General features: G+C 48.8%; 20 protein-coding genes. 19 read left to right on the top strand and 1 reads right to left on the bottom strand.

Annotation, left to right across the window (positions count from 1 at the left end; genetic code table 11):
• Window positions 1–2 precede the first annotated feature (2 nt).
• The 11 genes from AC4G47_RS30250 (at window position 3) to AC4G47_RS30200 (ending at window position 14,491) form a co-directional block, all read left to right on the top strand.
• Window positions 3–1,994, top strand: coding sequence for a DHH family phosphoesterase (locus AC4G47_RS30250; RefSeq protein WP_169482662.1), 1,992 nt, complete (start codon window positions 3–5; stop codon window positions 1,992–1,994).
• The gene (rplI, locus tag AC4G47_RS30245; RefSeq protein ID WP_458124765.1) at window positions 1,991–2,434 is read left to right on the top strand and encodes a 50S ribosomal protein L9; all 444 of its coding nucleotides are present in this window, start codon (window positions 1,991–1,993) and stop codon (window positions 2,432–2,434) included. Before AC4G47_RS30250 ends, rplI begins: the two co-directional genes overlap by 4 nt.
• 1 nt (window position 2,435) lies before the next feature.
• Window positions 2,436–3,797, top strand: coding sequence for a replicative DNA helicase (gene dnaB, locus AC4G47_RS30240; protein WP_036611922.1), 1,362 nt, complete (start codon window positions 2,436–2,438; stop codon window positions 3,795–3,797).
• A 443-nt stretch (window positions 3,798–4,240) separates the two neighbouring features.
• Entirely contained in the window at window positions 4,241–5,527 is a 1,287-nt protein-coding gene (locus AC4G47_RS30235; protein WP_458124764.1) for an adenylosuccinate synthase, read from the top strand.
• Between the two features lie 224 nt (window positions 5,528–5,751).
• Window positions 5,752–6,519, top strand: coding sequence for a hypothetical protein (locus tag AC4G47_RS30230; RefSeq protein ID WP_491104236.1), 768 nt, complete (start codon window positions 5,752–5,754; stop codon window positions 6,517–6,519).
• 526 nt (window positions 6,520–7,045) lie between these two features.
• Window positions 7,046–8,578, top strand: a complete 1,533-nt coding sequence (locus AC4G47_RS30225; RefSeq protein WP_491104235.1) for a peptidoglycan DD-metalloendopeptidase family protein — start codon at window positions 7,046–7,048, stop codon at window positions 8,576–8,578.
• A 246-nt stretch (window positions 8,579–8,824) separates the two neighbouring features.
• On the top strand, window positions 8,825–9,547 hold the full coding sequence (yycF, locus tag AC4G47_RS30220; RefSeq protein WP_074092884.1) for a response regulator YycF: 723 nt from the start codon (window positions 8,825–8,827) through the stop codon (window positions 9,545–9,547).
• Complete coding sequence (gene walK, locus AC4G47_RS30215) at window positions 9,547–11,397, top strand: cell wall metabolism sensor histidine kinase WalK (RefSeq protein ID WP_458124760.1); 1,851 nt, start codon at window positions 9,547–9,549, stop codon at window positions 11,395–11,397. Before yycF ends, walK begins: the two co-directional genes overlap by 1 nt.
• Entirely contained in the window at window positions 11,381–12,661 is a 1,281-nt protein-coding gene (locus tag AC4G47_RS30210) for a YycH family regulatory protein (RefSeq protein WP_491104232.1), read from the top strand. Before walK ends, AC4G47_RS30210 begins: the two co-directional genes overlap by 17 nt.
• A 273-nt stretch (window positions 12,662–12,934) precedes the next feature.
• On the top strand, window positions 12,935–13,678 hold the full coding sequence (gene yycI / locus AC4G47_RS30205) for a two-component system regulatory protein YycI (protein ID WP_491104230.1): 744 nt from the start codon (window positions 12,935–12,937) through the stop codon (window positions 13,676–13,678).
• Window positions 13,679–13,684: 6 nt separating this feature from the next.
• Complete coding sequence (locus AC4G47_RS30200; RefSeq protein WP_145324957.1) at window positions 13,685–14,491, top strand: MBL fold metallo-hydrolase; 807 nt, start codon at window positions 13,685–13,687, stop codon at window positions 14,489–14,491.
• On the opposite strand, the gene AC4G47_RS30195 is transcribed toward AC4G47_RS30200, so the two are convergent.
• The gene (locus AC4G47_RS30195) at window positions 14,460–14,672 is read right to left on the bottom strand and encodes a hypothetical protein (protein ID WP_036611899.1); all 213 of its coding nucleotides are present in this window, start codon (window positions 14,670–14,672) and stop codon (window positions 14,460–14,462) included. The two genes, AC4G47_RS30200 and AC4G47_RS30195, sit on opposite strands and share 32 nt — an antisense overlap.
• Before the next feature lie 714 nt (window positions 14,673–15,386).
• On the opposite strand from AC4G47_RS30195, the gene AC4G47_RS30190 reads away from it, so the two are divergent.
• From AC4G47_RS30190 to AC4G47_RS30155, 8 genes are all read left to right on the top strand, one after another.
• Window positions 15,387–16,661: a S1C family serine protease gene (locus AC4G47_RS30190; RefSeq protein WP_491104229.1), complete on the top strand. Its 1,275-nt coding sequence runs from the start codon at window positions 15,387–15,389 to the stop codon at window positions 16,659–16,661.
• A gap of 394 nt (window positions 16,662–17,055) precedes the next feature.
• Window positions 17,056–17,589, top strand: a complete 534-nt coding sequence (locus tag AC4G47_RS30185; protein ID WP_491104227.1) for a hypothetical protein — start codon at window positions 17,056–17,058, stop codon at window positions 17,587–17,589.
• Between the two features lie 235 nt (window positions 17,590–17,824).
• Complete coding sequence (locus tag AC4G47_RS30180; RefSeq protein ID WP_017691462.1) at window positions 17,825–17,992, top strand: CxxH/CxxC protein; 168 nt, start codon at window positions 17,825–17,827, stop codon at window positions 17,990–17,992.
• A 469-nt stretch (window positions 17,993–18,461) separates the two neighbouring features.
• Window positions 18,462–18,941, top strand: a complete 480-nt coding sequence (gene rlmH / locus AC4G47_RS30175) for a 23S rRNA (pseudouridine(1915)-N(3))-methyltransferase RlmH (RefSeq protein WP_491104224.1) — start codon at window positions 18,462–18,464, stop codon at window positions 18,939–18,941.
• A 57-nt stretch (window positions 18,942–18,998) separates the two neighbouring features.
• Window positions 18,999–19,691, top strand: coding sequence for a response regulator transcription factor (locus AC4G47_RS30170; RefSeq protein WP_491104222.1), 693 nt, complete (start codon window positions 18,999–19,001; stop codon window positions 19,689–19,691).
• A 90-nt stretch (window positions 19,692–19,781) separates the two neighbouring features.
• A complete protein-coding gene (locus AC4G47_RS30165; RefSeq protein WP_491104220.1) occupies window positions 19,782–21,227 on the top strand; it encodes a serine hydrolase domain-containing protein in 1,446 nt (481 codons plus the stop codon).
• On the top strand, window positions 21,227–22,150 hold the full coding sequence (locus AC4G47_RS30160; RefSeq protein ID WP_491104218.1) for an ABC transporter ATP-binding protein: 924 nt from the start codon (window positions 21,227–21,229) through the stop codon (window positions 22,148–22,150). The genes AC4G47_RS30165 and AC4G47_RS30160 overlap by 1 nt, the downstream gene beginning before the upstream one ends.
• Window positions 22,143–22,907, top strand: coding sequence for an ABC transporter permease (locus tag AC4G47_RS30155; RefSeq protein ID WP_491104216.1), 765 nt, complete (start codon window positions 22,143–22,145; stop codon window positions 22,905–22,907). Before AC4G47_RS30160 ends, AC4G47_RS30155 begins: the two co-directional genes overlap by 8 nt.
• Window positions 22,908–22,913: the final 6 nt, after the last annotated feature.

Raw genomic sequence — 22,913 nt, 5'->3', positions numbered from 1 at the left:
TCATGCCTAAATTTCTGAAGAAACGCTGGCACGGCTACTATACCGTATGGGCGTTCATACTGCTGCTGTTGCTCGTTATGTTCGTTACCATCTATAACTGGACGCTTGGTTTGATTAGTCTGATACTGGCCTCGGCGCTGGGAATCGTCATGATTAAGGCGGAACTCGCGTTCCGCCGTGAGCTTAACGACTACATTAATGGCCTGTCCATTCGGATCAAACGGATGGAGGGGGAAGCGGTCAGCATGCTTCCATTCGGAATTGTGCTGTACAGCGAAGATCGTACGGTAGAGTGGCATAACCGCTTTGTCGCGGAGATGTTTCAGGAGAAGACATTAGTAGGCAATCCGCTACCTAATTTATTTCCCAAACTTCCTCAACCTAAAGAGAAGAAGGATGGGACCAAGGAACATTCATCCAAGGAGTTTCATGATGAATTCCAGTTGGATGATCGGCATTATGGAGTTATTCATAACCCGCAGGAGCGGTATGTATATGTATACGAGATTACGGAGCTAGCCATTCTTCGTGATAAATATGAAAATGAACGCCTTGCATTGGGTATTCTCGTTCTGGATAATCTGGACGAGGCTGCCCAGGGCATGGACGACCAGCAGCGTACAGCGCTGATTGCCCGTGTGACTAGCGAGATTACGTCATGGGCCAAGCAGTACGAAGTGTACCTGCGCAGGCTGTCTTCTGACCGTTATCTGTTGATGCTGAATCATAAGTCTTTGCAGGAACTGGAGCAGAGCCGATTTGTCATTTTGGATGAAGTTCGGGAGATGACTGCTGACCTCAAAGTGCCAATGACACTCAGTGTAGGACTGGCGTTTGGTTCGGATAGCATCAGCGAGATGGGAGAACTGGCGCAGTCCAGTCTGGACATGGCACTTGGACGCGGTGGCGACCAGGCCGCTGTGAAATCGGGGCAACGGCTGTCTTTCTATGGCGGCAAGTCCAACGCAGTGGAAAAACGGACACGGGTAAGAGCGCGCGTTATTGCGCACGCGCTGCGTGATCTGATGCAGGAGAGCGATCGGGTGCTCATTATGGGGCACAAAATCCCGGATATGGACGCAATCGGTGCATCCATCGGGGTATGGAAAGCGGCGAGTCTGTACAATGTGGAAGCACGAATTGTGCTGGATGGAATTAATCCATCGATTGAACGCATGATGGAGCAAGTGAACAAGGACGAGAAGTTGTCCAAGGCATTTGTATCACCGGAACAAGCAACTCAGATGATGACAGAGCACACACTGCTGGTTGTGGTGGATACACATAAGGCCTCCATGACAATGGAGCCGAAACTGGTGCAGTCTGCAACCCGTGTTGTAGTTGTGGATCATCATCGTCGGGGTGAGGAGTTCATTAATGATGCTGTGTTGATCTATCTGGAGCCTTACGCGTCCTCAGCTGCGGAACTGGTAACGGAGCTCTTGCAATACATCCATGACAAGGTGCAATTCACTCCGCTCGAAGCTACGGCTCTACTTGCAGGGATTACGATGGATACAAAGCACTTTGCATTGCACACCGGGTCCAGAACGTTCGAAGCGGCAGGCTTCCTGCGTCGTAGCGGTGCGGATACCATTATGGTCCAGCGGTTGATGAAAGAGGATCTGTCAGAATATATTGCTAAGGCAGAAATCATAAAGCATGCTAAAATGGTATATGGAAACATTGCGCTGGCGGTCACGGACCCTGGCAGCAAGATTTCACAGATGATGATCGCCCAGGTGGCGGACACATTGCTGAACATGACTGACGTGGTCGCTTCATTTGTTATAAGCGAGCGTCCAGATGGACTGATTGGCATCAGTGCGAGATCGCTGGGGCGCATGAATGTTCAGGTTGTCATGGAACGACTGGGCGGTGGCGGACATTTGACGAATGCTGCCGTGCAGCTTGAAGGAACGCTTGGAGAGGCGGAAAAACGGCTGACGAACGTACTGGCTGAAATCGAAAAGGAAGAGGGGCTGTTCGAATGAAAGTCATTTTTATAAAAGATATGAAGGGTCAAGGCAAGAAGGGGCAAGTGAAAGAAGTATCTGAGGGCTATGCACAGAACTTCCTACTGCCACGGGGAATCGCACGTCCAGCAACGGATGGCAACATGAAGACACTGGATAACCAGAAGGCTGCTGAAGAAAGAATCAAACAGGAAGAAAAAGCAGAAGCGGAAGCACTCGCGAAGAAGCTGGAAGCAGAAGTGACTGAACTGAAAGCCAAGTCCGGCGAAGGTGGTCGTCTGTTCGGTGCAATTACCAGCAAACAAATCGCAGAAGCTTTGTCTAAAAAGGGTCTGAAAGTAGACAAACGCAAAATTGAGCTGGACGAGCCTATTCGTACACTCGGCGTAACACAAGTAACTATCAAGGTTCACCCTGAAGTGAAGGCAACCTTGAAGGTACAGGTAACGGAAGAGTAAGATGGGCGGCGAAATGTTATTCGACCGGATTCCCCCGCAGAACCTGGAAGCCGAACAGGCCGTGCTGGGTGCAATCCTGTTGCAGGGTGAAGCCCTGATTACAGCAATGGAACGGGTGCAAACCGAGGATTTCTATGATAAGCCCCATCAATTAATTTTCGAAGCGATGATTCAGCTTGGTGAGGGAAATCAACCGATTGACCTCGTGACACTGACTTCGCTTCTGAAGGATAAAGGCGAGCTGGAGGATATCGGCGGCGTTAGTTATCTGGCTAAGCTGGCCCATGGTGTACCCACAGCCGCGAACGTAGACTATTACGCTCAGATTATCGAAGAGAAATCGATGCTGCGTCGCCTGATTCGTACGGCAACACAGATCGTGAGTGAAGGATATACAGGCGGCGAAGATGTTGCAGCTATGCTCGGAGAAGCTGAGCGTCGCATTCTGGAGATTTCCAACCGTCGCTCCAGTAGTGGTTTTATAGCCATTCAGGACGTACTGATGGAAGTGTTCGATCGAGTGGAAACCCTACATCAGAATAAGGGAACAACGACAGGAATCCCGTCCGGATTTATCGATCTGGACAAAATGACTGCCGGATTCCAGCGCAGTGACTTGATCATTGTAGCAGCCCGTCCTTCCGTAGGTAAGACGGCCTTCGCCCTGAATATCGCTCAGAATGTGGCCATTCGGGCACAGGAGACGGTAGCCATCTTCAGTCTGGAGATGTCAGCTGCCCAGCTGGTGCAACGTATGATCTGTGCGGAAGCCAACCTGGATGCGAGTGTTATGCGTATGGGTGACTTCAAAGGTGATGAAGACTGGCAGAAGCTGACGATGGGTATTGCAGCTTTGTCGGAAGCCAACATCTTTATTGATGATACGCCAGGCATTACTGTAGCAGATATTCGTGCCAAATGCCGACGCCTTAAGAAAGAGAAGGGCCTTGGCATGATCCTGATCGACTATCTTCAATTGATTAGTGGACGTGGTAAAGCAGGGGAGAACCGTCAACAAGAGGTATCCGAGATTTCCCGTACACTGAAACAAATTGGCCGGGAACTTGAAGTTCCGGTTATTGCCTTGTCCCAGCTGAGTCGGGGTGTAGAGCAACGTCAGGATAAACGTCCGATGATGAGTGACTTGCGGGAATCGGGTTCGATCGAGCAAGATGCCGACATCGTAGCGTTCCTGTACCGGGATGACTACTACAACCAGGAGACCGAGAAGAAAAATATTATCGAGATTATTATCGCCAAACAGCGTAATGGTCCGGTAGGTACGGTGGAACTGGTCTTCCTGAAAAACTTTAATAAATTCGTCAATTACGAGAGGGCGCACAATGACGCCTTCGCGATGTAACGGACAGGCGCTGACTGCTTCCATCAGGAAGCAAATCCGTCTGTCCCGAACATCAACCATTAGCGTAACTGGACTCAAACATGTGTTATAAATACCAGATATAGATTCGCATTGAAATGGTATCCTTGAACCGGTGATAGCAGTCAAGCAAGCTTGGACTGAAGTCTCCGGTTTTTTTTGTCGAAATATTAGGTCAATTCCGAACATTACGGTTGTACTATATCTAATTGTTCGCCATTTGATTTGACTTTGAAAAAGGGTACTGGTACACTAATACTGCTGCGTTAAAGCAGCGCAAACCTTCCCTTGAATGTAACGGAAGGAGATTTTTACTGTCCGTTAGCACGCTTCTCAGTCGGTTTATTGCGTAACATGCCTGCCGGGATAGAGGACGGACAGACCAATACAAAGGTGCGCAAGGCACCCACGGAGGAATGTTAACTATGTCAACGGTAGTTGTAGTGGGAACGCAATGGGGAGACGAAGGTAAAGGTAAAATCACGGATTATTTGGCGGAGAGCGCTGATGTGGTGGCTCGTTATCAAGGTGGTAACAATGCGGGTCATACGATTCTGATTGATAACAAAAAATATAAACTGACGATGATTCCATCAGGGATTTTCTATACGGATAAAGCGTGTGTCATTGGTAACGGAATGGTTATCAACCCGAAGGCACTCATCGAAGAAATTAACTATATTCACGACAATGATTTCACAACGAAGAACCTGTCCATCAGTGAGCGCGCACATATCATCTTGCCATATCACATGGTACTGGATGCGCTCGAAGAAGAGAGCAAAGGCCCGAACAAAATCGGTACGACTGGCAAGGGTATTGGCCCATGTTATATGGACAAATCAGCTCGTATTGGTATTCGGATGGTTGACCTGCTGGATGCTGAAGAGTTCGAACTGAAATTGCGTCATCTGGTCAAAGAAAAGAACCGCATGATCGAGCAAGTTTACGGTGGCCAGCCTGTTGATGTCGAAGAGATTCTGACAGATTATCTGGGATATGCAGAAATTCTGCGCCCTTACGTACGTGATACATCCGTTGTTCTGAACGAATATATCGATGAGGACAAAAAAGTATTGTTTGAAGGCGCACAAGGCGTTATGTTGGATCTTGATCAAGGAACTTATCCATTTGTTACATCATCCAATCCGTCCGCAGGTGGCGTATGTATCGGTTCTGGCGTAGGCCCAGCTCGTATCCAGCAAGTGATTGGTGTAGCGAAAGCCTACACAACCCGTGTAGGAGATGGCCCATTCCCTACGGAATTGCATGATGCCATCGGCGACCAAATCCGCGAGACTGGACATGAGTACGGTACTGTAACTGGACGTCCACGTCGTGTGGGTTGGTTCGATAGTGTTGTCGTTCGTCACGCGCGTCGTGTCAGCGGAATTACAGGTCTGTCCCTGAACTCTCTGGACGTAATGACAGGTCTGGAAACCGTAAAAATCTGCACAGGATACAAATTCCGCGGCGAGATCATCACACACTATCCGGCAAGCCTCAAAATGCTGGCTGAATGTGAAGCGGTATACGAAGAGCTGCCAGGCTGGAGCGAAGATATCACTGGAGCGAAGAAACTTGAAGACCTGCCAGTGAACACACAGAATTATGTAAAACGCGTATCCGAACTGACAGGCATTCCAATTGCCATCTTCTCTGTTGGTCGTAACCGTGAGCAAACGAATCAAGTTCTTCCAATCTACGAATAATTCAACACATAGAGAGATCATATTTCTTGGATTATAAAATAGGATAGACTGCCCACTCAGGCAGGTAGAGCCTCCAGTTGTTGCTTTTATAGCAATGACTGGAGGCTTTTTGTATGTTTTTCGGATATAATCTCGAGATTTCCGTCAATACTGGTTAACAGTAGAGTCACAGACCCCGACAAGCGCATGCTAGACGGGTGGGATAATCGGAGGGAGAGAACGGAATGAAGTTGCTTGTGTGGTTTGTCAAAATCGTGCTAACGGTGTTGCTGGTCAGTTCACTGACACTACTCACGACCGGATTAATTGTACAGTCATATGCGAAATCGCTACTCGCGAGTTTCAATATTCAGTGGGAAGGTCAACCCATGGGATTAACCACTATGTTTCAGGGTGCCTTGGGTGGTAAAACCAGTGAGGGTAACAAGCCGGGAAATGGAACGATAGATCAGCCTGCAGGGACAGAAGAAGAACGTGTTCCGGAAGATGCCGTTTCGGTGATGGGCAACGGTTCGGAGAGCGATAAATCTGGCGTAGATGCAGGCAACAGTTCGTCCCAGGGGGGCGGATCAGGCGAGGGCGCAGGAGAAGGCTCAGGTACAGATTCGGATGGAGGATCGAACTCAGGCGCGAGTGCAGGCAGTGGGACGGATACAGGCACGGGGAATGATTCAGGAACAGCAGAGGGTAATGGCTCAGCTTCAGAAAACGGAACCGGTGCGGCCAGCGGTGATGCTTCTTCGGGCAATGATGCCATTGTAGTATCACCAGATGACATCACAGGAGCGAAGGATAAGCTGCCCGTAGAGGAGAAAGAAAAGATCTTCAGCCTGCTCATGAACAAACTGCCGCAGAAAGAAATGCAACAGATCTCAGGTGCCATGGAAGGTGGCCTAACGGAACAGGAACTGCGTGAGATTGAACAGGTAATCTCGAAGTATCTGACCAGTGAAGAGTACGATAACCTGATGGAAGTACTGCAAACAGAGTAAGATAGGAAGGTAAAGCAGGCGTGCTCATAGACGGGTATCGCCTGATTCATATTGTAATGGACTTGTAGACATGAAATGAAATCGAGTCTAAGATAAACCACGAATATTAGTTTACGTAATCCCTTATCAGAGTTGATCTGGTAGGGGATTTTATTTGTATTTTTATGAAAAATATAGCATATTTCACTGAGTCTTAGAACCTAGTCTTAAATTGCGAGTAAAGTACATAGTACAGCCGATGTTGAGGCATAATGGGTGATGGACCAGCCGCCCCATCGTATGGATAATTCAGGGAAACCACGCGGGGCGTGGCTTTGCGGTGTGACGTGTAGAGTTGAAAAGAGTGTAAAACCTGTGTTAAAGTATACGGGTGTGATAAAAGGTTAAAATTTTGACACTTTTACGAGCGCAGCTAAAGTCCTGATTTTGCGGACACCCAATACAAGTATCAACGAGCATGGGACAGACACGATGGGTGATGTCTTGACAGAAATGCGAACTGAGAAGTGCTGAAAAGGAGAGAATCATGAAAGGTTTCAGAGGCATACGCCAACCGGGCAAAGACCGGGTACACGAACAATCCGGAGAACACCGGACGGCCGAAGACAAAAACAACATGAGCATGTCCACCTTCAGTGTGAATAAGAAGCGCGTTCTGGCCTCGCGCAAATGGATCATTACAGCAGCATGTGGTGTGTTCATCGCAGCATCGATCGGATTCGCAGGCAAACAATATGTTACTGCAAACACCGTCCCGTACTATAAAGTAATGGTCAAAGGTAGCGAGATTGGTACCATTGCAGATGAAGCACAACTACAACAACTGTTTACAGACAAAACTGAGGAATATCAACATAAATATCCGGATGCAGAGATGGTACTGAACACGGATGGCATCACGACCGAAACGGTAAAAGCATACAAACCTGAAGTAAACAGTGATGAAACGCTGGATAAACTGGGCGACATGCTGACAGCTTACGCCAAGGGTGTGGAGCTTAAGGTAGACGGTGAAGTCATTGGCATTGTGAAAGATCAGGCAACAGCGGATGCAATACTGGAACAAGTGCAAAGCAAATACATATCGGCATCGGCTGTGCGAAGTTCGCTGAAGACGAAGTCGGTATCGGCTAATTCCTCGAAGAAAGACGAGGGACCGAGCACAACCCTGAAGTCGGTAGGCATCAAGGAAGATGTAGCGACGGATGTGGTGAAGGCTGATCCAAACAAAATATGGGATGTGTCCGAGGCGGTTAAAGCATTAACCGTTGGTAAAGACGCGCCTGTAACTTATGTGGTTCATGAAGGAGATACGATCTCTTCGATCGCTGCCAAATATGAAATTACACAAAGTGAGATTCGCAAAAATAATCCGGGCATCAAGGAAACGTCACTCCAAATTGGAGACGAACTGACCCTGACCGTACCTAAGCCAGCTGTTACCGTTAAATCGGTTGAACAAGTGGTAGAACAGATTGAGATTAAACCGCAAGTAGAGGTTCGAAAAAGTGCCGAACTGAAAGCAGGAATAACGAAAGTCGTGCGTCCTGGACAAAGCGGATTGAAAAGCATGCAATACCGTATAACAAAGGAAAATGGTGAAGTTGTTCAAGAGGAATGGCTTGGCCAGGAAGTGATCAAAGCCGCCGTAACTGAAGTCGTTCTAAGTGGAACAAAAGTCGTTGGTGAGGGCACGGGTGAATTTGCTTGGCCTGTATCGAATGCAACGATGAGCAGCAGCTTCGGACAACGTTGGGGTCGCCAGCACAAAGGTGTGGATCTGGTAGGTAACCGGGATGTGAAATCCGCCGATGAGGGCGTGGTTACTTTTGCAGGACAGAAGAGTGGTTATGGCAATGTCATTATTATTAACCATCGTAATGGATACGAAACATTGTATGGTCATCTGGATAGTATCGGTGTGAAGGTTGGACAAGTGGTTGAAAAAGGGGAGAGCATCGGCGTTATGGGTAATACAGGACGCTCGACCGGGACACATCTGCACTTCGAGATCCTGAAGAACGGCACAGCGGAGAATCCGATGACGTATTTGAACTAATATAAGCTAAAGGAGAGCAAGGTTGGCTATGATGCCGGCCTTGTTTTTTGCTGCTGTAAAATATTTTCAGATGTAAGGCCTTCCAAGCACCGGATCGGGATGTGACGGTGGTTCAGGTATGTTAAACTATAGAGTATAAACAACAAACTAGAGAAACCAATCAAGCAGGCTTGGTACAAGCTAAACATAGAAGAGAGAGATAGACGCTAACGCGGATTAAGCAGGATATAGGGGTGAACTTAGCCGATGCAAGGGAAGATTTTGGTGGTGGACGATGAACAGCCCATCGCGGACATTCTGAAGTTTAATTTGGAAAAAGAGGGGTACGAGGTCATCTGTGCATTTGATGGCATTCGTGCAGTTGAATTGGCGTTATCCGAGAAACCGGATCTGATGCTGCTGGATCTGATGCTCCCGGGCAAGGACGGTATGGATGTCTGTCGTGAGGTGCGCGCTCATCTGGAGATGCCGATCATCATGCTTACCGCCAAAGATGGCGAGATCGACAAGGTGCTCGGGCTGGAACTGGGTGCGGATGATTATGTAACGAAGCCCTTCAGTACGCGTGAGTTGCTTGCACGGGTGAAGGCACAGATGCGCAGACGGCAAAAACTTGCAATTACGGCAGAAGCGCCGGAAGACGAGGAGAAGCAGGTCATGCGACTGTTTGATCTGGCTTTTGATATGGACATGTACACGGCTTACAAAGGCGGAGAACCTCTCGATCTGACCCACCGTGAATATGAACTTCTCTATTATATGGCGAAGCATTCCGGCAAGGTTATGACACGGGAACATCTACTGCAAGCGGTATGGGGATATGAATATTTCGGCGATGTACGTACCGTGGATGTCACGATCCGTCGTCTGCGTGAGAAGATAGAGGAGAATCCGAGCAAACCGGAAACGATTCTGACACGCCGCGGGCTCGGCTATCTCGTGCGCAGTGCCAAAAGCGTGGGGATATAATGGGCCGATTCGCGCGATTCTCGTTCTTCCGAACGATTCAGGCGAAATTGATTATTATCTATGTACTGCTGATTCTGATTGCGATGCAATTGATCGGCGTTTATTTTGTGAGCGCGATGAAGAACTCGCTGACGAGCAACTTTACGGAAGACTTGCAGGCGCGTGCCGAGATGCTGTCTGTTCTCGTGGGGGAGACGATGGCGGGTGGAGAAGCAGAGGCTGGCGAGGACAAAACGGAAAATCTGCGTGTGCTGGTGAACAACCTGTTCAACATTAACGGTGCCGAGATTCAGGTGCTGGATGCCAGCGGCAAGGTACTCACGACCTCGCTAAGTTCACATTCGGACTATGTGGGGCGCAAAAATACCCAGACCGTCGTCAGCCGTGCGCTGCAAGGCATTCGGGACAATGAGGAATATATCGTGGACGAGGATAATGTTCGCAAAAAGGTCGTCGCCAAGCCGGTGCTGTCCGGCGGCAAAATCATTGGCGCGGTCTACATCGCGGCATCCATGAACGAGTTGTATTCCACGATGGAGGGAATCAACAAAATCTTTATTTCCGGCATTCTGATTGCCTTGGTGTTAACGGCGGTGCTTGGCGTGATTCTGTCGCATACGATCACACAGCCGATTAAGGAAGTGACGCGGAGAGCGACAGCGGTCGCAGAAGGTAACTTTGATCAGCAGACACCTGTATTCGGCACGGATGAGATTGGTCAGCTCAGTCGGGCTTTTAACTATATGACCAGCAGGCTTCGTGATGCACTCTCGCAGAATGAAGAGGAGAAGGAGAAACTGACCTCCATTCTGACCAATATGAGTGATGGTGTGGTAGCCACGGATGAGTACGGTAAAGTCATTCTGGTGAATCGCCGTGCCAGCAGCATTCTGGGCATGCGTCCTGCGGATATCGAAGGAAGACATTTTGCCATATTGCTCGGCATTGATCCGGAGGATGCGGAAGCTCTCGCGAGTGGTTTTACAGGTTCAACGCTGCTGCAGATCGCACCCGCGGGACAAGAAGAGCCTGTGGTCATTCGGATGACGTTCACACCGGTTCATCGGCGTGAGTTGGGTATCACGGGAACCATTGCCGTACTTCAGGATGTCACCGAGCAGGAAGAGCTTGAAGCATCCCGGCGTGAATTCGTGGCCAATGTATCCCATGAGCTGCGGACACCTCTGACCACGATCAAGAGCTACGCTGAAGCACTGGACGACGGTGCGCTGGAAGATCCGCAGCTTGCTGGTCGTTTCGTTGGTGTTATTCAGAACGAGACGGAGCGAATGATCAGGCTGGTTACGGATCTGCTGCATCTCTCGCGGCTTGATTCCAAGGAAGCTTTGCTGCGCAAGCAGCCAACCGATATTCTGGAGATGCTGGAGGAAGTGACGGATCGTTTCTCGTTCCAGATGCATCAGAAGGATATTCAACCTGTGCTGTCTGTAGAGAACGATATTCCAGCTGTTCCGCTGGATCGTGACCAGATCGATCAGGTGCTGGATAATGTCGTGTCCAATGCGCTGAAATATACATTGGAAGGTGGCACCATTACCATTGCGGCCAGACGCAGTGAGGAGCATACACTTGCCATCTCGGTATCGGATACCGGAATGGGTATTCCACAGCGTGATCTGGATCGCATTTTTGAGCGGTTTTATCGGGTGGACAAGGCTCGATCCCGCAGTATGGGAGGCACAGGGCTGGGACTGTCCATTGCCCGGGAAATTGTGAAGGCGCATGATGGTAGCATCTCTCTGGAGTCCGAGGTAGACGTGGGCACGACAGTTACGTTCACGCTGCCGATGCGCGAGGAAGGGGGGGAGCACCGTGAAGGAACGGATTAAATCCCTGGTGCTTGCTACCCTTGTCGCCGCCAGTCTGGTACAGAGTTATTTCCTGATCTATCGTTTGCCCGGAGGCGGGGATTCCATCGTGACGTCAGAGACGAACTATGTGAAGACGGAAAATATGGGTCAGGAACGTAATATTGAAGAATTGATCTTCCCCGATCAGATGATTATTCATCTGGGCGAGGACAAACATACGGTGTTTTACCCTGGGAATACGTTCTATCAGTTGATCTATTCAAGGTTACAGGGGCGAGCGTTCGATGATTTTCAGCGCCGCAGTGTGCAATCGGTGAATTGGGATCAGATTCGCAAGGAGAATTCTGGATTTGAGCTTTCGTTCAAGGAAGGAATCCCCGTAGCATTGTTACAGCGGGTGATGAGACTGGGGACAGATTCCTTGTTCCAAGGGGAGACAATTAACCGAATCTCGATCTATACAGCTAAAAATGAAACGAAGGCCCATGCGCTGTTCCTCAGCGCCAAGGGAGATGTGGTATACGAAGCAACTCAGGCAGACTTGACGGTACAGGACGTTCAGCAGCATGTCGACTTCGGTACGAACTGGACGCCATATACACGGATGGACGGCGGGTATTATATCCCGATGGAAGCTCTGGAGACGATTGAAGCAGATGTGCCGACAGGTCAGTTCACGGTTGAGCAGATGCAACGCAGTCTGTTCTTCGATCCAAGCATGACCCGGAACATACGGGAAAAGGATGGGTCGGAGATCTACACGGACAGTAAACGTAGTCTGCAGGTAAAACAGGAACAACGCTGGATCAGCTACACCGACCCAGCCGCACCGCCTGCGGGACAGATTGATCCCGCGAAGGATGCGCTGTCTGCGGTTGATTTTGTGAATCAGCATGGAGGCTGGAAAGGCAGGTCGCGCATGATGCTAGAGACCGCTGACAGCAAGACACAGCTTGAATTCCAGCAGTACTACGGCAGCTATCCGATTATGGATTCCATGCAGTTCCGCTTCGGCACGATCAGCATGGAGATGCGGCAGGAAACGGTGTCCAGCTACGAACGATCGCTGGAATACCTGAACGAAGGCACAGAGACGAAGAAATCCGTGAAATTACCTGGTGGGGAGAAGCTCCAGGCTCTGATTAAAAAGGTAGCAGGTGAGAATCGCCAGGTGGTGGACGTGTACCCGGCGTATCGTCCTTCTACAATTGAGGATGGGCTGAAGCTGATCCCGGTATGGGTAATCCGCTTTGGAAACGGGGAGGAAACCACCGTATCTTGATAGGTTATAGTCATTGAACTAAAGAGTAGCTGTACTTTATCACTACGCGTGCAGAATAACCTTCCGATCGCTGTTACCCCCAGATTTCTTGAACTCCCTTTAATAAGGGGGAAATCTGTTGGTAAAGGCGAACGCTCCGCTTCTTCAGGTTATTTCTGCCCTCTCCGTTGTCGTATAGCTTTAAGTTCAAAGGCTAGTAAACGGCTAGTTCCGGTGGAAGGGTAGGCAATTTGAGAAAGTATTTCAGCCAGTTAACTGAAGGAGGTGAATGTTTTGGATTGGGGACGGGCGAAAAATGTGTTGATCTATGCCTTTCTGCTGCTCAATCTGGTGCTGGGATACCAGATCTGGATGGATGCGCGGGAGACGGCCGGAGCCAATCTGGACTTCACCTCACTGGCAGATAATACACAGCAGGCGATGGAAGAGAAGGGCATTCAGGTACTGGCTCCGATTCCGAATGAAACGCCGAAGCTGCCAAAGTTGTCTTATGAGTTCATTGAAGAGGACAGGGCTGGCGTTAATATGGAGTTGGAACAGCCTGTAGATAGCAAGTTGATCTTCTCGCAGAGCGAGCTGGAAGATGCAATACAGCGTGAGATTCCACAGATCGGCACGTATCGGCTGGATCAGCTGATGGCCGAGGATGGAGCTTTTGTGCTTCACCCACTGGTGGATGGCAAATGGCCGCTCTTCAATGTGAGTCTGGAGCTATTCTACAGTGACCAGAAAATAACGGGTTACCGTCAGACTCCGGTGCGGATTACGACCGCAGAGGAGAGCGATCAGCAGGTGCTTCCGGCGTCGAAGGCGCTGGGAACGCTGATCGAGAACTTTTTGCCAAATGATGCAATTGTCAAAGATATTCAGCTGGGCTATTACGGCCAGTTGTTCAATTCAGATATACAGGTAGCGATGCCGGCATGGCGGTTCGTGCTGGAAAGTGGCGAAGTATTGTACGTGCAGGGCATCAGTGGGGATGTATTCAGTCCCAAGACAGACAAACCAGGGGAGTAATGCGTTATGGGGATATATTTTACCGTGTTATCCAGCGGTTCGACAGGCAATGCCACGGTCATACAACATGGGGGCACATCACTCATGATTGACGCGGGTCTTAGTGCGAAGCGATTGGATGCACTGTTTCAGGAAAGGGAGATTTCTGGGGCAGAACTGGACGGGATTCTGGTTACACATGAACATTCTGATCACATTAAAGGACTAGGCGCGATGTCTCGGAAATATAATTTACCAATCTATGCGAATCTGAATACGTGGGCGGCACTGGAGAAGTCGGTTGGGGCGATTCCAGAGGAAAACCGGAGGGTATTTGAGACAGGTGAAAAGCATGATTTTGGGTCATTGCGTGTGGAATCCTTTGGGATCTCGCATGATGCGGCTGAGCCGGTAGGTTATACGTTCGATGACGGCAGTGAGAAGCTCTCTGTTGCAACGGATCTTGGGTACATGAGTGACAAGGTCCGCGATGCAATCGCAGATTCTGACGTCCTGGTGCTGGAGGCGAATCATGATGTCGAATTGCTGCGTATGGGGCGTTATCCATGGAACACCAAGCGCCGGATTTTGAGCGACATCGGGCATTTGTCGAACGAAGCAGCAGGCGCAGCGCTTAGTGAACTGATGAACGGACGCATCAAGCGCACGTATCTGGCACATCTTAGCCGAGATCATAATATGATGGACTTGGCGAAAATGTCGGTACGTGACGCGATGGAGAGCCGAGGTTGTTTCTATCGGGATCATGAGTTCAAACTCTGTGATACGTATTACGACCGTCCTACGCCATGGGATAGGGTGGGTGAGCCATAAAGCTGTCGAGTTCGGCGGCTTTGCGCTCGACTTCCTCGCGGGTTAGGATGCCTTTATCGATAAGCAGTTCAATGATGGTACTGAGGGCAAGGGTATTACGATAGTGTTCTTCCTTGAGATCGGCCAGCTTGGCCGCCATATGAACTTCATCCATGGCTGTAAGTGTACGTGTGCGATCCATGTTACATCCTCCTCTATGAAGCTTTGAATTGTCTTTACTATTATTGTAGTCAGGCTGGGTGGAAAACATTCCTCTTTTTGCCGCTAACATTTGTGTGATAAGGCGTGTATGCTGAACCTGTGACTATGCAAGGGTGAAAAAGTTCTTCAAAATGGCCAAAACGGCGCTTAGCGAACCTGATTTTGTGGTGATAGATACTATGGACCTTTATTGTTAAGTGAGTTATAGCGGAAATTTGCGTTAATTTTCATAATTATGCAACTTTTTGAGATTTGTCGGGTTTAGTATATGAGGAGCATTGTGATTTTGGCTGTTTTGCGTGTGAAATGGCATGTCATAGAATGCGAGAGCATGATTGATAGAGTCACTGACAGAATGGAGTGTCCGTTCTGTTGTACATAGACGCTGTATCTCGATTTGATGCCGGGATGCGGCGATATGCAAGACCATTTTATAAAATTGCAAAAAGCATGGGAAACCGTTGGAGTCTTCACGTAACGAAGACGACAGAAGAAACCTGAAGAAACAGAGTGTTCGCCTTTAGGAACAAATTTTCACCTTGGAAGAGGGGATCAAAAAATTTGTGAGTAACAGCGATCGGAAGGTTCGTCTGTTGGCGGAGTGGTGTATGTGAGAACTCCATCGTTGATCCATGCGACAACTTAGGCGGCAGTCAGGGTCTTGATGCGTGACAACGAAGGGGAGAGGATCACGATGGGATTGTTTGGAGACGATTTTTATTCAACCAAAGTATCAAGACGCGCCGAACCTGAACAGAAAGGCAAACTTCAGATTATCCGCCCTGGAGGCCGGGCACGTGGACGTGACCGCTGGAGCAATCCGCGCAGATCGCGTACAGGAATCAGTTCCACAGTGAAAGTAGCGGTGATCAGCTCGGTGATCAGCTCCATCGTGACTGTCACGCTGTTTAGCTTCATCACACAACCCACTTCGTTACCGCTGGCGAATGCTACAGGCAACGGTGGAGGCAGTGCACAGGCCACACAGGCAGCTGATCCATACGACCGGATTATCCAGGCGGCAGCCCATGTTCGTCCTTCCGTGGTGAGCATTGTGAACCATAAAACGGGTAGCAGTCTATCGATGGAAGATTCGGCGCTGGGCTCAGGGGTCATTTTCAAGAAGGAAGATGGCAAGGCTTATATTATGACCAACCACCACGTCGTGGAGGGCGCGAGTGATCTGGAGATTGTGACCGTAGATGGGGAGACACATAAAGCGAAGCTAGTTGGTAAAGACCGTGTAAGTGACATTGCGGTACTATCCGCAGAAGATAAAGGGCTGGGTGCAGTCGCAGAGATCGGTGATTCCAGCAAACTTCAGCGAGGTCAAACGGTGCTGGCGATTGGGAACCCGCTCGGTCTGGGTGGTACGCTGACATCCGGTATTGTCAGTTATACGGATCGTATTCTGCCTGTATCGATTAATCAGGACGGGGTGTACGACTGGGAGCAAAACGTGATCCAGACGGATGCGGCGATTAATGAAGGCAATAGTGGCGGTGCGTTAGTTGATTTGAACGGCAAAGTGGTCGGTATCAACACGATGAAGATCTCGGATACGGGCGTTGAAGGTCTGGGCTTCGCCATTCCGATGAACGAAGTGATGAGAACGGTCGATTCTCTGCTCTTGAACGGCAAAGTATCTCGTCCTTACCTCGGCGTGTATACGGTGGATCTGAGCAACCCTTATGCACCACTGGATGACGAGCAGCGTAAGGATCTGAAGCTGCCATCTCACGTGGACAGCGGTGTGGTTGTGCTGGAGGCATCCGGTCCGGCATCGGAAGCAGGCTTGAAGCTGAATGATGTCATTACGGAATTTGACGGGCAAAAAATCACCTCCACGTTGGATCTGCGGAAATATCTGTACGATGAGAAGAAGATTGGAGATACCATTGAAGTGACCTTCTACCGGGATGGTAAAGCTGAGAAAGTATCGGTGAAGCTGACGGATAAGCCTGAATAAGGAGATTTCAAACGGAGCCTATGCTGTTGTTTGGAGTGTAATAGGGCAATGCTAGAGGAGTGATCAGATATCTGACCACTCTTTTTTAGTTGTTGGTTCAGCAATATGTATAATGTTTGTTTGTATAAGGTGGGGCAGGTCGTAATTACATAAGTCAGGACATCTAAATAACAACACTGGCTGTACTAGGGATTGGACGTGTTCGTTCGACAGTAAATGAGCAGATCAACCATTTTTATCTCCTCATGATCAGTTAGACCCGGAGCCAAAGAAGCAGATACATAAGACTCGGGCTGTGGTAGACTGTTGTCAATATGTTGGAGACGGTCGCTAATACAAATAACATCCGTTTGTCGATCACATTTTTTATTTTAGAATGGAAGGGGTATTTCTAATGAAACGATTGAGGAAAAAGATGCTTGGGGGAACGAGCTTGGCGCTGTCCCTGTTTATGCTATCTGCCTGTGGATCTGAGGTAGCTACAACAGCTACAACAGGAGCATCTGTGGATACAAGTGCTTTACAGGAGAAGATCGCTGGCCTGGAGAAGAAACTGGTGGAACAGGGAGCCAAGAGCAGTGAGCAGGAACAAAAGATCGCAGAGCTTGAGGCCAAGTTGAATGAGCTGAGTACGAATGTGATTGCGATAGGTGAGGCCGGTGGTCAAGCGCCTGCAGCCTCGGGAAACAACGGATCGGCCGGGAAAGGCGATGGGGTGCTGATTACATTTGCCCAGTATGAGAAGCTTGAGGTTGGCATGTCGGTAGAAGATGTCATTGAGATCCTTGGCGGCGAAGGTGAAGCGCTGAGTGAAGCGGAGAATATGGTGGTTTACAACTATAAAGGTACAGCTGGCAATGGCGCCAACGCGGTTATTGCTTTTCAAGGTGGCAAGCTGTTGACGAAAGCTCAGTCGGGATTGAATTAAAGAGTTTGGATTAAGGAGCATTCTTTTCAGGGTACCGTGGAGGTATCTGGAAGGGATGCTTTTTGTGTTTTTTTACGGCGTATGGAGGGGTTTGTTGGAGGTTGGGCACGATAAATTGGGGCTGGGGGTTTCTTTTCGACGGCAGGTGTGATAGAACTGAGAAGTGGCTATCCTGTAATGGGATAAGCGGTTGTGAATCGGGAACATAGCTGGTTACAGAAAGGATGCTTAACGGATGTACGTTGTATGCAAAGAACACGTGGACATTGCCATCGACATGTTTGTCGATGAGTATGAGGACGCTCCAGATATCGTTGATCTGAAGGAGACGGAATTTGCCGACTGGGACCCGCCTGCGAAATGTGCCGAGTGCGAACAGCACGCGGAATTCCTCGTCGTTTAGCGTACTGTAGGACTTAGACGGCTGGAGGCGTGACTTAGGGTGGCGCTTCGGGCTGACTTTCCATCCGGTATGAACATCACAGCAAGAAGCCAAGGAGAGCGTGATGAGCGCTCTTTTTGTGTTTGTGGGGGGAATTGGTGTGGTTAGTAGGCAGCGTGGCGTGGGACGAGTAGCTCTAACGAATCTGAGACTCCTTAAAATACCGCCTAGTTGAAATCTAACGAATCGTAGACATGTTATATTACTGAAATGGCCTCGAAAGTGGTGGGGAAAGATCGTATTGTGTGGAATAGCGTTTTCAGATTCGTTAGATTTTAAAGTAGCCGAAATGGGGCTGATTAAGGTGTGTGGGGTTCGTTAAATTTGGAGAAATTCGTAGTATAGGTATAATACAGTTGGAACGAACGATGCGATGAAGCATCTTACTTATAGAATATCCCGCAAGACAATTTAGGAGGAATGATTTTTCATGTTTATTCAGATTATTGGCGTAGGCAAATTGAAGGAAAAATATCTGACGCTGGGCATTCAGGAATATGCCAAGCGGCTCGCCCCGTACATCAAGTTTCAGATGATCGAGGTCGCAGACGAAAAGGCGCCCGATACCCTGAGCGAAGCTGAGGTTCGGGCGGTAAAAGAGCGCGAGGGCGAACGCATCCTCGCGCATGTGAAGAGCGAGGCGCACGTGGTCGCGCTCGCACTGGACGGCCAGCTCTGGAGTTCCGAGGAGCTGGCATTGGAGATCGACAAGCTCGGCACGTATGGGACGAGCCATGTCGTGTTTGTCATCGGAGGAAGCCATGGGCTCTCCGATGAGGTGTTGAGCCGCGCGAAGCAGCGCTTGAGCTTCGGGCGCATGACCCTGCCGCATCAGCTTATGCGGCTGGTGTTGGTGGAGCAGATTTATCGCGCGGTGAAGATAAATCGGGGGGAACCGTACCACAAGTAGGGCGAATCCAATTCCCTAGATCTCTATTGAAGATTTAGATGGAGAGGAGTGAATGAAATGGATGGAAGAATAAAAATATTGGTCGTTGAGGATGATAATGAAATTAATCAATTATTATGCGAGATCATCACCAAAAGTGGTTATCTCCCGCAACCGGCCTATTCCGGCACGGAAGCTTTGTTGTATTTAGCCAAAGAGCAGGAGTGGAGCATGGTTTTGATCGATTTGATGCTTCCAGGTCTTAGAGGTGATGAAATCTTGCAGCAACTGGGACCGGATCGTCAGTTCCCCGTCATCATGATATCGGCTAATGGAGAACCTCAAACGAAAGTCTCTATCTTGCGCATGGGAGCGGATGACTACATTACAAAGCCCTTTGATATTGAAGAGGTATCCGCAAGGATCGACACCCTACTGAGAAGATATCGACGTACGGCGTCGGCCTATCCCACTCGTCAATTGAAGCATAAAGACCTTTATCTGAACGTAGATACGAAAATCGTGTCGGTAAACGGTGCCGAAGTGATCTTGACCGCAAGGGAATTCGCGGTGTTGGAACTTTTAATGTCCTATCCGAAGAAAGTATTTACCAAACAGAATCTATTCGAAGCGGTTTGGGGAGAGGCTTACTTGGGCGATGACAACACGATTACGGTATATATGAGTAACTTAAGAAAGAAACTGGCACAGGCAAACCCGGAAGCCGAGTATATTGAAACCATTTGGGGTATGGGGTATCGATTGAAGTAATGCATTAATGTTTTTTTAAGGTTTTGATTAATTTTCTATTAGGATCTGATGATTACAATGAATTCATCCGATCAGATAGGAGAATGTGAAATGAGAAAACTTCTTATAGCAATGATGACGATAGTGCTTTTAGCCCCGGTACTTATCTTTCCTCCGACGACACAAGCCGCACCTCATCTCGACAAGGAAGCAATTGATAAATATATTGAATATTATTTGGAACGCAATGGACTGCCGGGTGCATCGATTGTAATCGTAAAGGACGGCGAGACCGTCTACGCACAAGGTTACGGACATGATTCCGAAGGCAATCCCCTTACGGAACATTCATTAATGAGAATCGGTTCTGTGTCCAAATCGTTTACCGCATTTGCAGTGCTGCAACTCGTTGATGAAGGAGCAATCAAACTGGACGATCCGATCGTCCGATTTTTACCTGAGCTGACGATGGGCGACCCCAGATTTCAACAAGTTACAATACGCCAACTGCTCAGCCATACTTCCGGGATTCCTAACCCAATCATTGTGCCTAGAGCCGATACCTTGGAGGAAGGCGTAGAGCGTTTGCAACAATGGAAGCTTCAATCGAGTCCCGGTGAAAAGCATTCCTATAGTAACGCGAACTATTGGATTCTGGCATGGCTGGTGCAGAACGTAAGCGGAATGGAGTTCGCTGAGTATATGGATACGAAGTTGTTCACTCCACTCGGCATGGACGGCTCGCTCGCGCCGGTGAACTCCAGAGTTGCGATTCCCGGGTTGCCGAAAGGCTATGTAACCGCATATGGAACGGCGATCCCAATACTCGAGATGGAACAGATGAATGCTGGTGCAGGGGGAGTCGTTACTACAGCTGTGGATATGGGAAGATGGCTCGCTATGCATACCAAAGGCGGGGTAAGCGCATCAGGAGAACGATTATTGTCTCAAGCCTTGTTGGATGAATCGTATTCGCCGCAGCCTGGTAGTGAACATTACGGTCTTGGATGGTCACGTAGTTCTTCGCATATTAGACCTCAACGTATTTCGCATAGCGGAGCCCTATCAAGCTATCAGACACAACAAGACATCGTCCTGAGCAGCGGGTATGCAGTTGCTGTAATGCTTAATAGCTTCACGACCACCTTCGAGCACGCTTATGAGATTAGCACAGGAATAATCCGGCTGACAGAGGGACAACAACCCTCGGTGAAGACACCGGTACCTACCATAATCGATATTTCAATCGGATTATTGACCTTGCTCGTTCTAAGCTTGGGGATTAGAGGGGTCATCCGCAGCCCGAAGTGGTCGGCTCGACGTCAACAACATTCCGCCTTGCGATACTATCCGCGATTGATTCCTCAATTGATTCCTATTGCAGGGATCGGATGGTTAATGTTTATTGTTCCGCAACTGCAAGGTAATAGTTCGACGACTCTGGATGTTTTTCGTTTATGGCCGGCTGTGGCGATTCTGTTAGCGATTATCTTCTTATGTGCGGCATGCCTTACAGGGATGAGGGTGTATTATCGGCTTAAAGGGGGCAACTCCTAGTGGGAGAGACCGTGCTGACAACCACTGATTTGACGAAGAAATATAAGGGACAGGCTGCTTTGGATCATGTAAACATGGTCGTGGAAAAAGGAGATATATACGGTTTTATCGGGCAAAACGGGGCAGGGAAAAGTACGTTCCTGCGTATCGTGACTGCACTGGCTCGGCCAACGAGCGGATCTGTCAGCTTGTTCGGAGAAAGCAGCCAGGCAGGATTGATTGAAGCCCGGAAGCGCGTCGGGGCGATCATTGAAAGCCCGACATTATTCCCCGATATGACGGCTCACGATAATCTTGAATTTCATCGATTGCTCCGAGGGATCCCGGGCAAGGCATGCATATCGAAGACGCTAGCCCTCGTCGGACTTCACGATACAGGGAAGAAGAAGGCAAGGAACTTCTCGCTCGGTATGAAGCAACGCCTGGGATTGGCAATCGCCTTGCTGGGCGACCCGGAACTGCTCATTCTCGACGAACCCACGAATGGACTTGACCCAGGAGGTATCGTGGAGCTTAGAGAGCTGATCAAGCAGCTGAATCGCGAGTTGGGATTAACGATTCTGATCTCCAGCCATATCTTGAGCGAGCTGCATCAAATGGCAACGAAGTACGGCATTATCCATAGAGGCAGACTGCTGGAACAGATGACTCATGAGGAATTAAATGAAAAGTGCAAGCAGCATCTTCGTATCCGAGTCGATGATGTAAGCAAAGCAGCAACGGTTCTCGAAACGGAACTGGGCACCCGGGATTATGAAGTTCTGCAGGATGGCACGATCAAGCTTTACAGCCTCTATCAGGATGTAAGAAGGGTATCTATGGCTTTGACAAGCTGCGGCCTCGTCATTGAATTTTTTGCGCCAGGCGGGGATAACTTGGAAAGCTATTTTACCAAACGGGTTGGGGGCGAAACTCTTGATTAATTTATTGCGTGCGGAGCTGTTCAAACTCGGTAAAAATAAAGTGTTTTGGACGCTGACGATTATCGTAACGATTGTTTTTGCCCTCCTGCATTATCTGATCACCATCGGATGGTGGAAGATGAATAACATGTTTTTAGATGTGGGACTGGAGCTGTTTTCTTCGCTTGCCCTTGCAGCAACCCCGTTTTACTTCATGTTATACTTAAGTACGCTTGTCGGATTTTTTATTGCGAATGACTTTACAATAGGCCTCGTCAAGAACATCGTCATGAGCGGGAATCGCAGAAGTCATATTTTTGCAGCCCAGTTGCTTATACTTGCACTCGGTTCAATCATTCTAGTTCTGGTATGTCCGCTCCTTGTAATCATTGGCGGGAAACTATTGTTCGGATTTGGCGCAATGACAAACCCCTCGGCATTGGGCTATTTGGCAAGAATATTAGGTTTGTTCCTTGTTCATATGCTGGCCCTCGTTGCCTTATTGATGCTGATCGCGCTACTTGCGGAAGATAGCGGCAAAACCATTATTATCTCTGTCGTAATCGCAGTATTCATTTCCCTAGCAGAAGTGCTTAGACCGCTGCCGGGGATTTTGGAAACATTGTATCACTATTCGATATTCCATCATCTTATTGACTCCTTCCGAATCAAGATGACCGATACCGATATTATCCAGTCTTTGTCGGTTGGGTTCGGCACCATTCTAATTCTGGTGTTGTGCGGGAATTTGGTGTTTAAGAGGAAAGAAATTAAATAAAGTTAG

Source organism: Paenibacillus sp. Negev47, from assembly GCF_058313655.1.
This window is presented reverse-complemented; position numbering and strand designations above follow the sequence as displayed.

Excerpts from the sequence above, each read along its gene's own strand:
- AC4G47_RS30250 (WP_169482662.1), top strand. The coding sequence starts at position 3 with ATGCCTAAATTTCTGAAGAAACGCTGGCACGGCTACTATACCGTATGG.
- rplI (WP_458124765.1), top strand. The coding sequence starts at position 1,991 with ATGAAAGTCATTTTTATAAAAGATATGAAGGGTCAAGGCAAGAAGGGG.
- dnaB (WP_036611922.1), top strand. The coding sequence starts at position 2,436 with ATGGGCGGCGAAATGTTATTCGACCGGATTCCCCCGCAGAACCTGGAA.
- AC4G47_RS30235 (WP_458124764.1), top strand. The coding sequence starts at position 4,241 with ATGTCAACGGTAGTTGTAGTGGGAACGCAATGGGGAGACGAAGGTAAA.
- AC4G47_RS30230 (WP_491104236.1), top strand. The coding sequence starts at position 5,752 with ATGAAGTTGCTTGTGTGGTTTGTCAAAATCGTGCTAACGGTGTTGCTG.
- AC4G47_RS30225 (WP_491104235.1), top strand. The coding sequence starts at position 7,046 with ATGAAAGGTTTCAGAGGCATACGCCAACCGGGCAAAGACCGGGTACAC.
- yycF (WP_074092884.1), top strand. The coding sequence starts at position 8,825 with ATGCAAGGGAAGATTTTGGTGGTGGACGATGAACAGCCCATCGCGGAC.
- walK (WP_458124760.1), top strand. The coding sequence starts at position 9,547 with ATGGGCCGATTCGCGCGATTCTCGTTCTTCCGAACGATTCAGGCGAAA.
- AC4G47_RS30200 (WP_145324957.1), top strand. The coding sequence starts at position 13,685 with ATGGGGATATATTTTACCGTGTTATCCAGCGGTTCGACAGGCAATGCC.
- AC4G47_RS30195 (WP_036611899.1), bottom strand. The coding sequence starts at position 14,672 with ATGGATCGCACACGTACACTTACAGCCATGGATGAAGTTCATATGGCG.
- AC4G47_RS30190 (WP_491104229.1), top strand. The coding sequence starts at position 15,387 with ATGGGATTGTTTGGAGACGATTTTTATTCAACCAAAGTATCAAGACGC.
- AC4G47_RS30185 (WP_491104227.1), top strand. The coding sequence starts at position 17,056 with ATGAAACGATTGAGGAAAAAGATGCTTGGGGGAACGAGCTTGGCGCTG.
- AC4G47_RS30180 (WP_017691462.1), top strand. The coding sequence starts at position 17,825 with ATGTACGTTGTATGCAAAGAACACGTGGACATTGCCATCGACATGTTT.
- rlmH (WP_491104224.1), top strand. The coding sequence starts at position 18,462 with ATGTTTATTCAGATTATTGGCGTAGGCAAATTGAAGGAAAAATATCTG.
- AC4G47_RS30170 (WP_491104222.1), top strand. The coding sequence starts at position 18,999 with ATGGATGGAAGAATAAAAATATTGGTCGTTGAGGATGATAATGAAATT.
- AC4G47_RS30165 (WP_491104220.1), top strand. The coding sequence starts at position 19,782 with ATGAGAAAACTTCTTATAGCAATGATGACGATAGTGCTTTTAGCCCCG.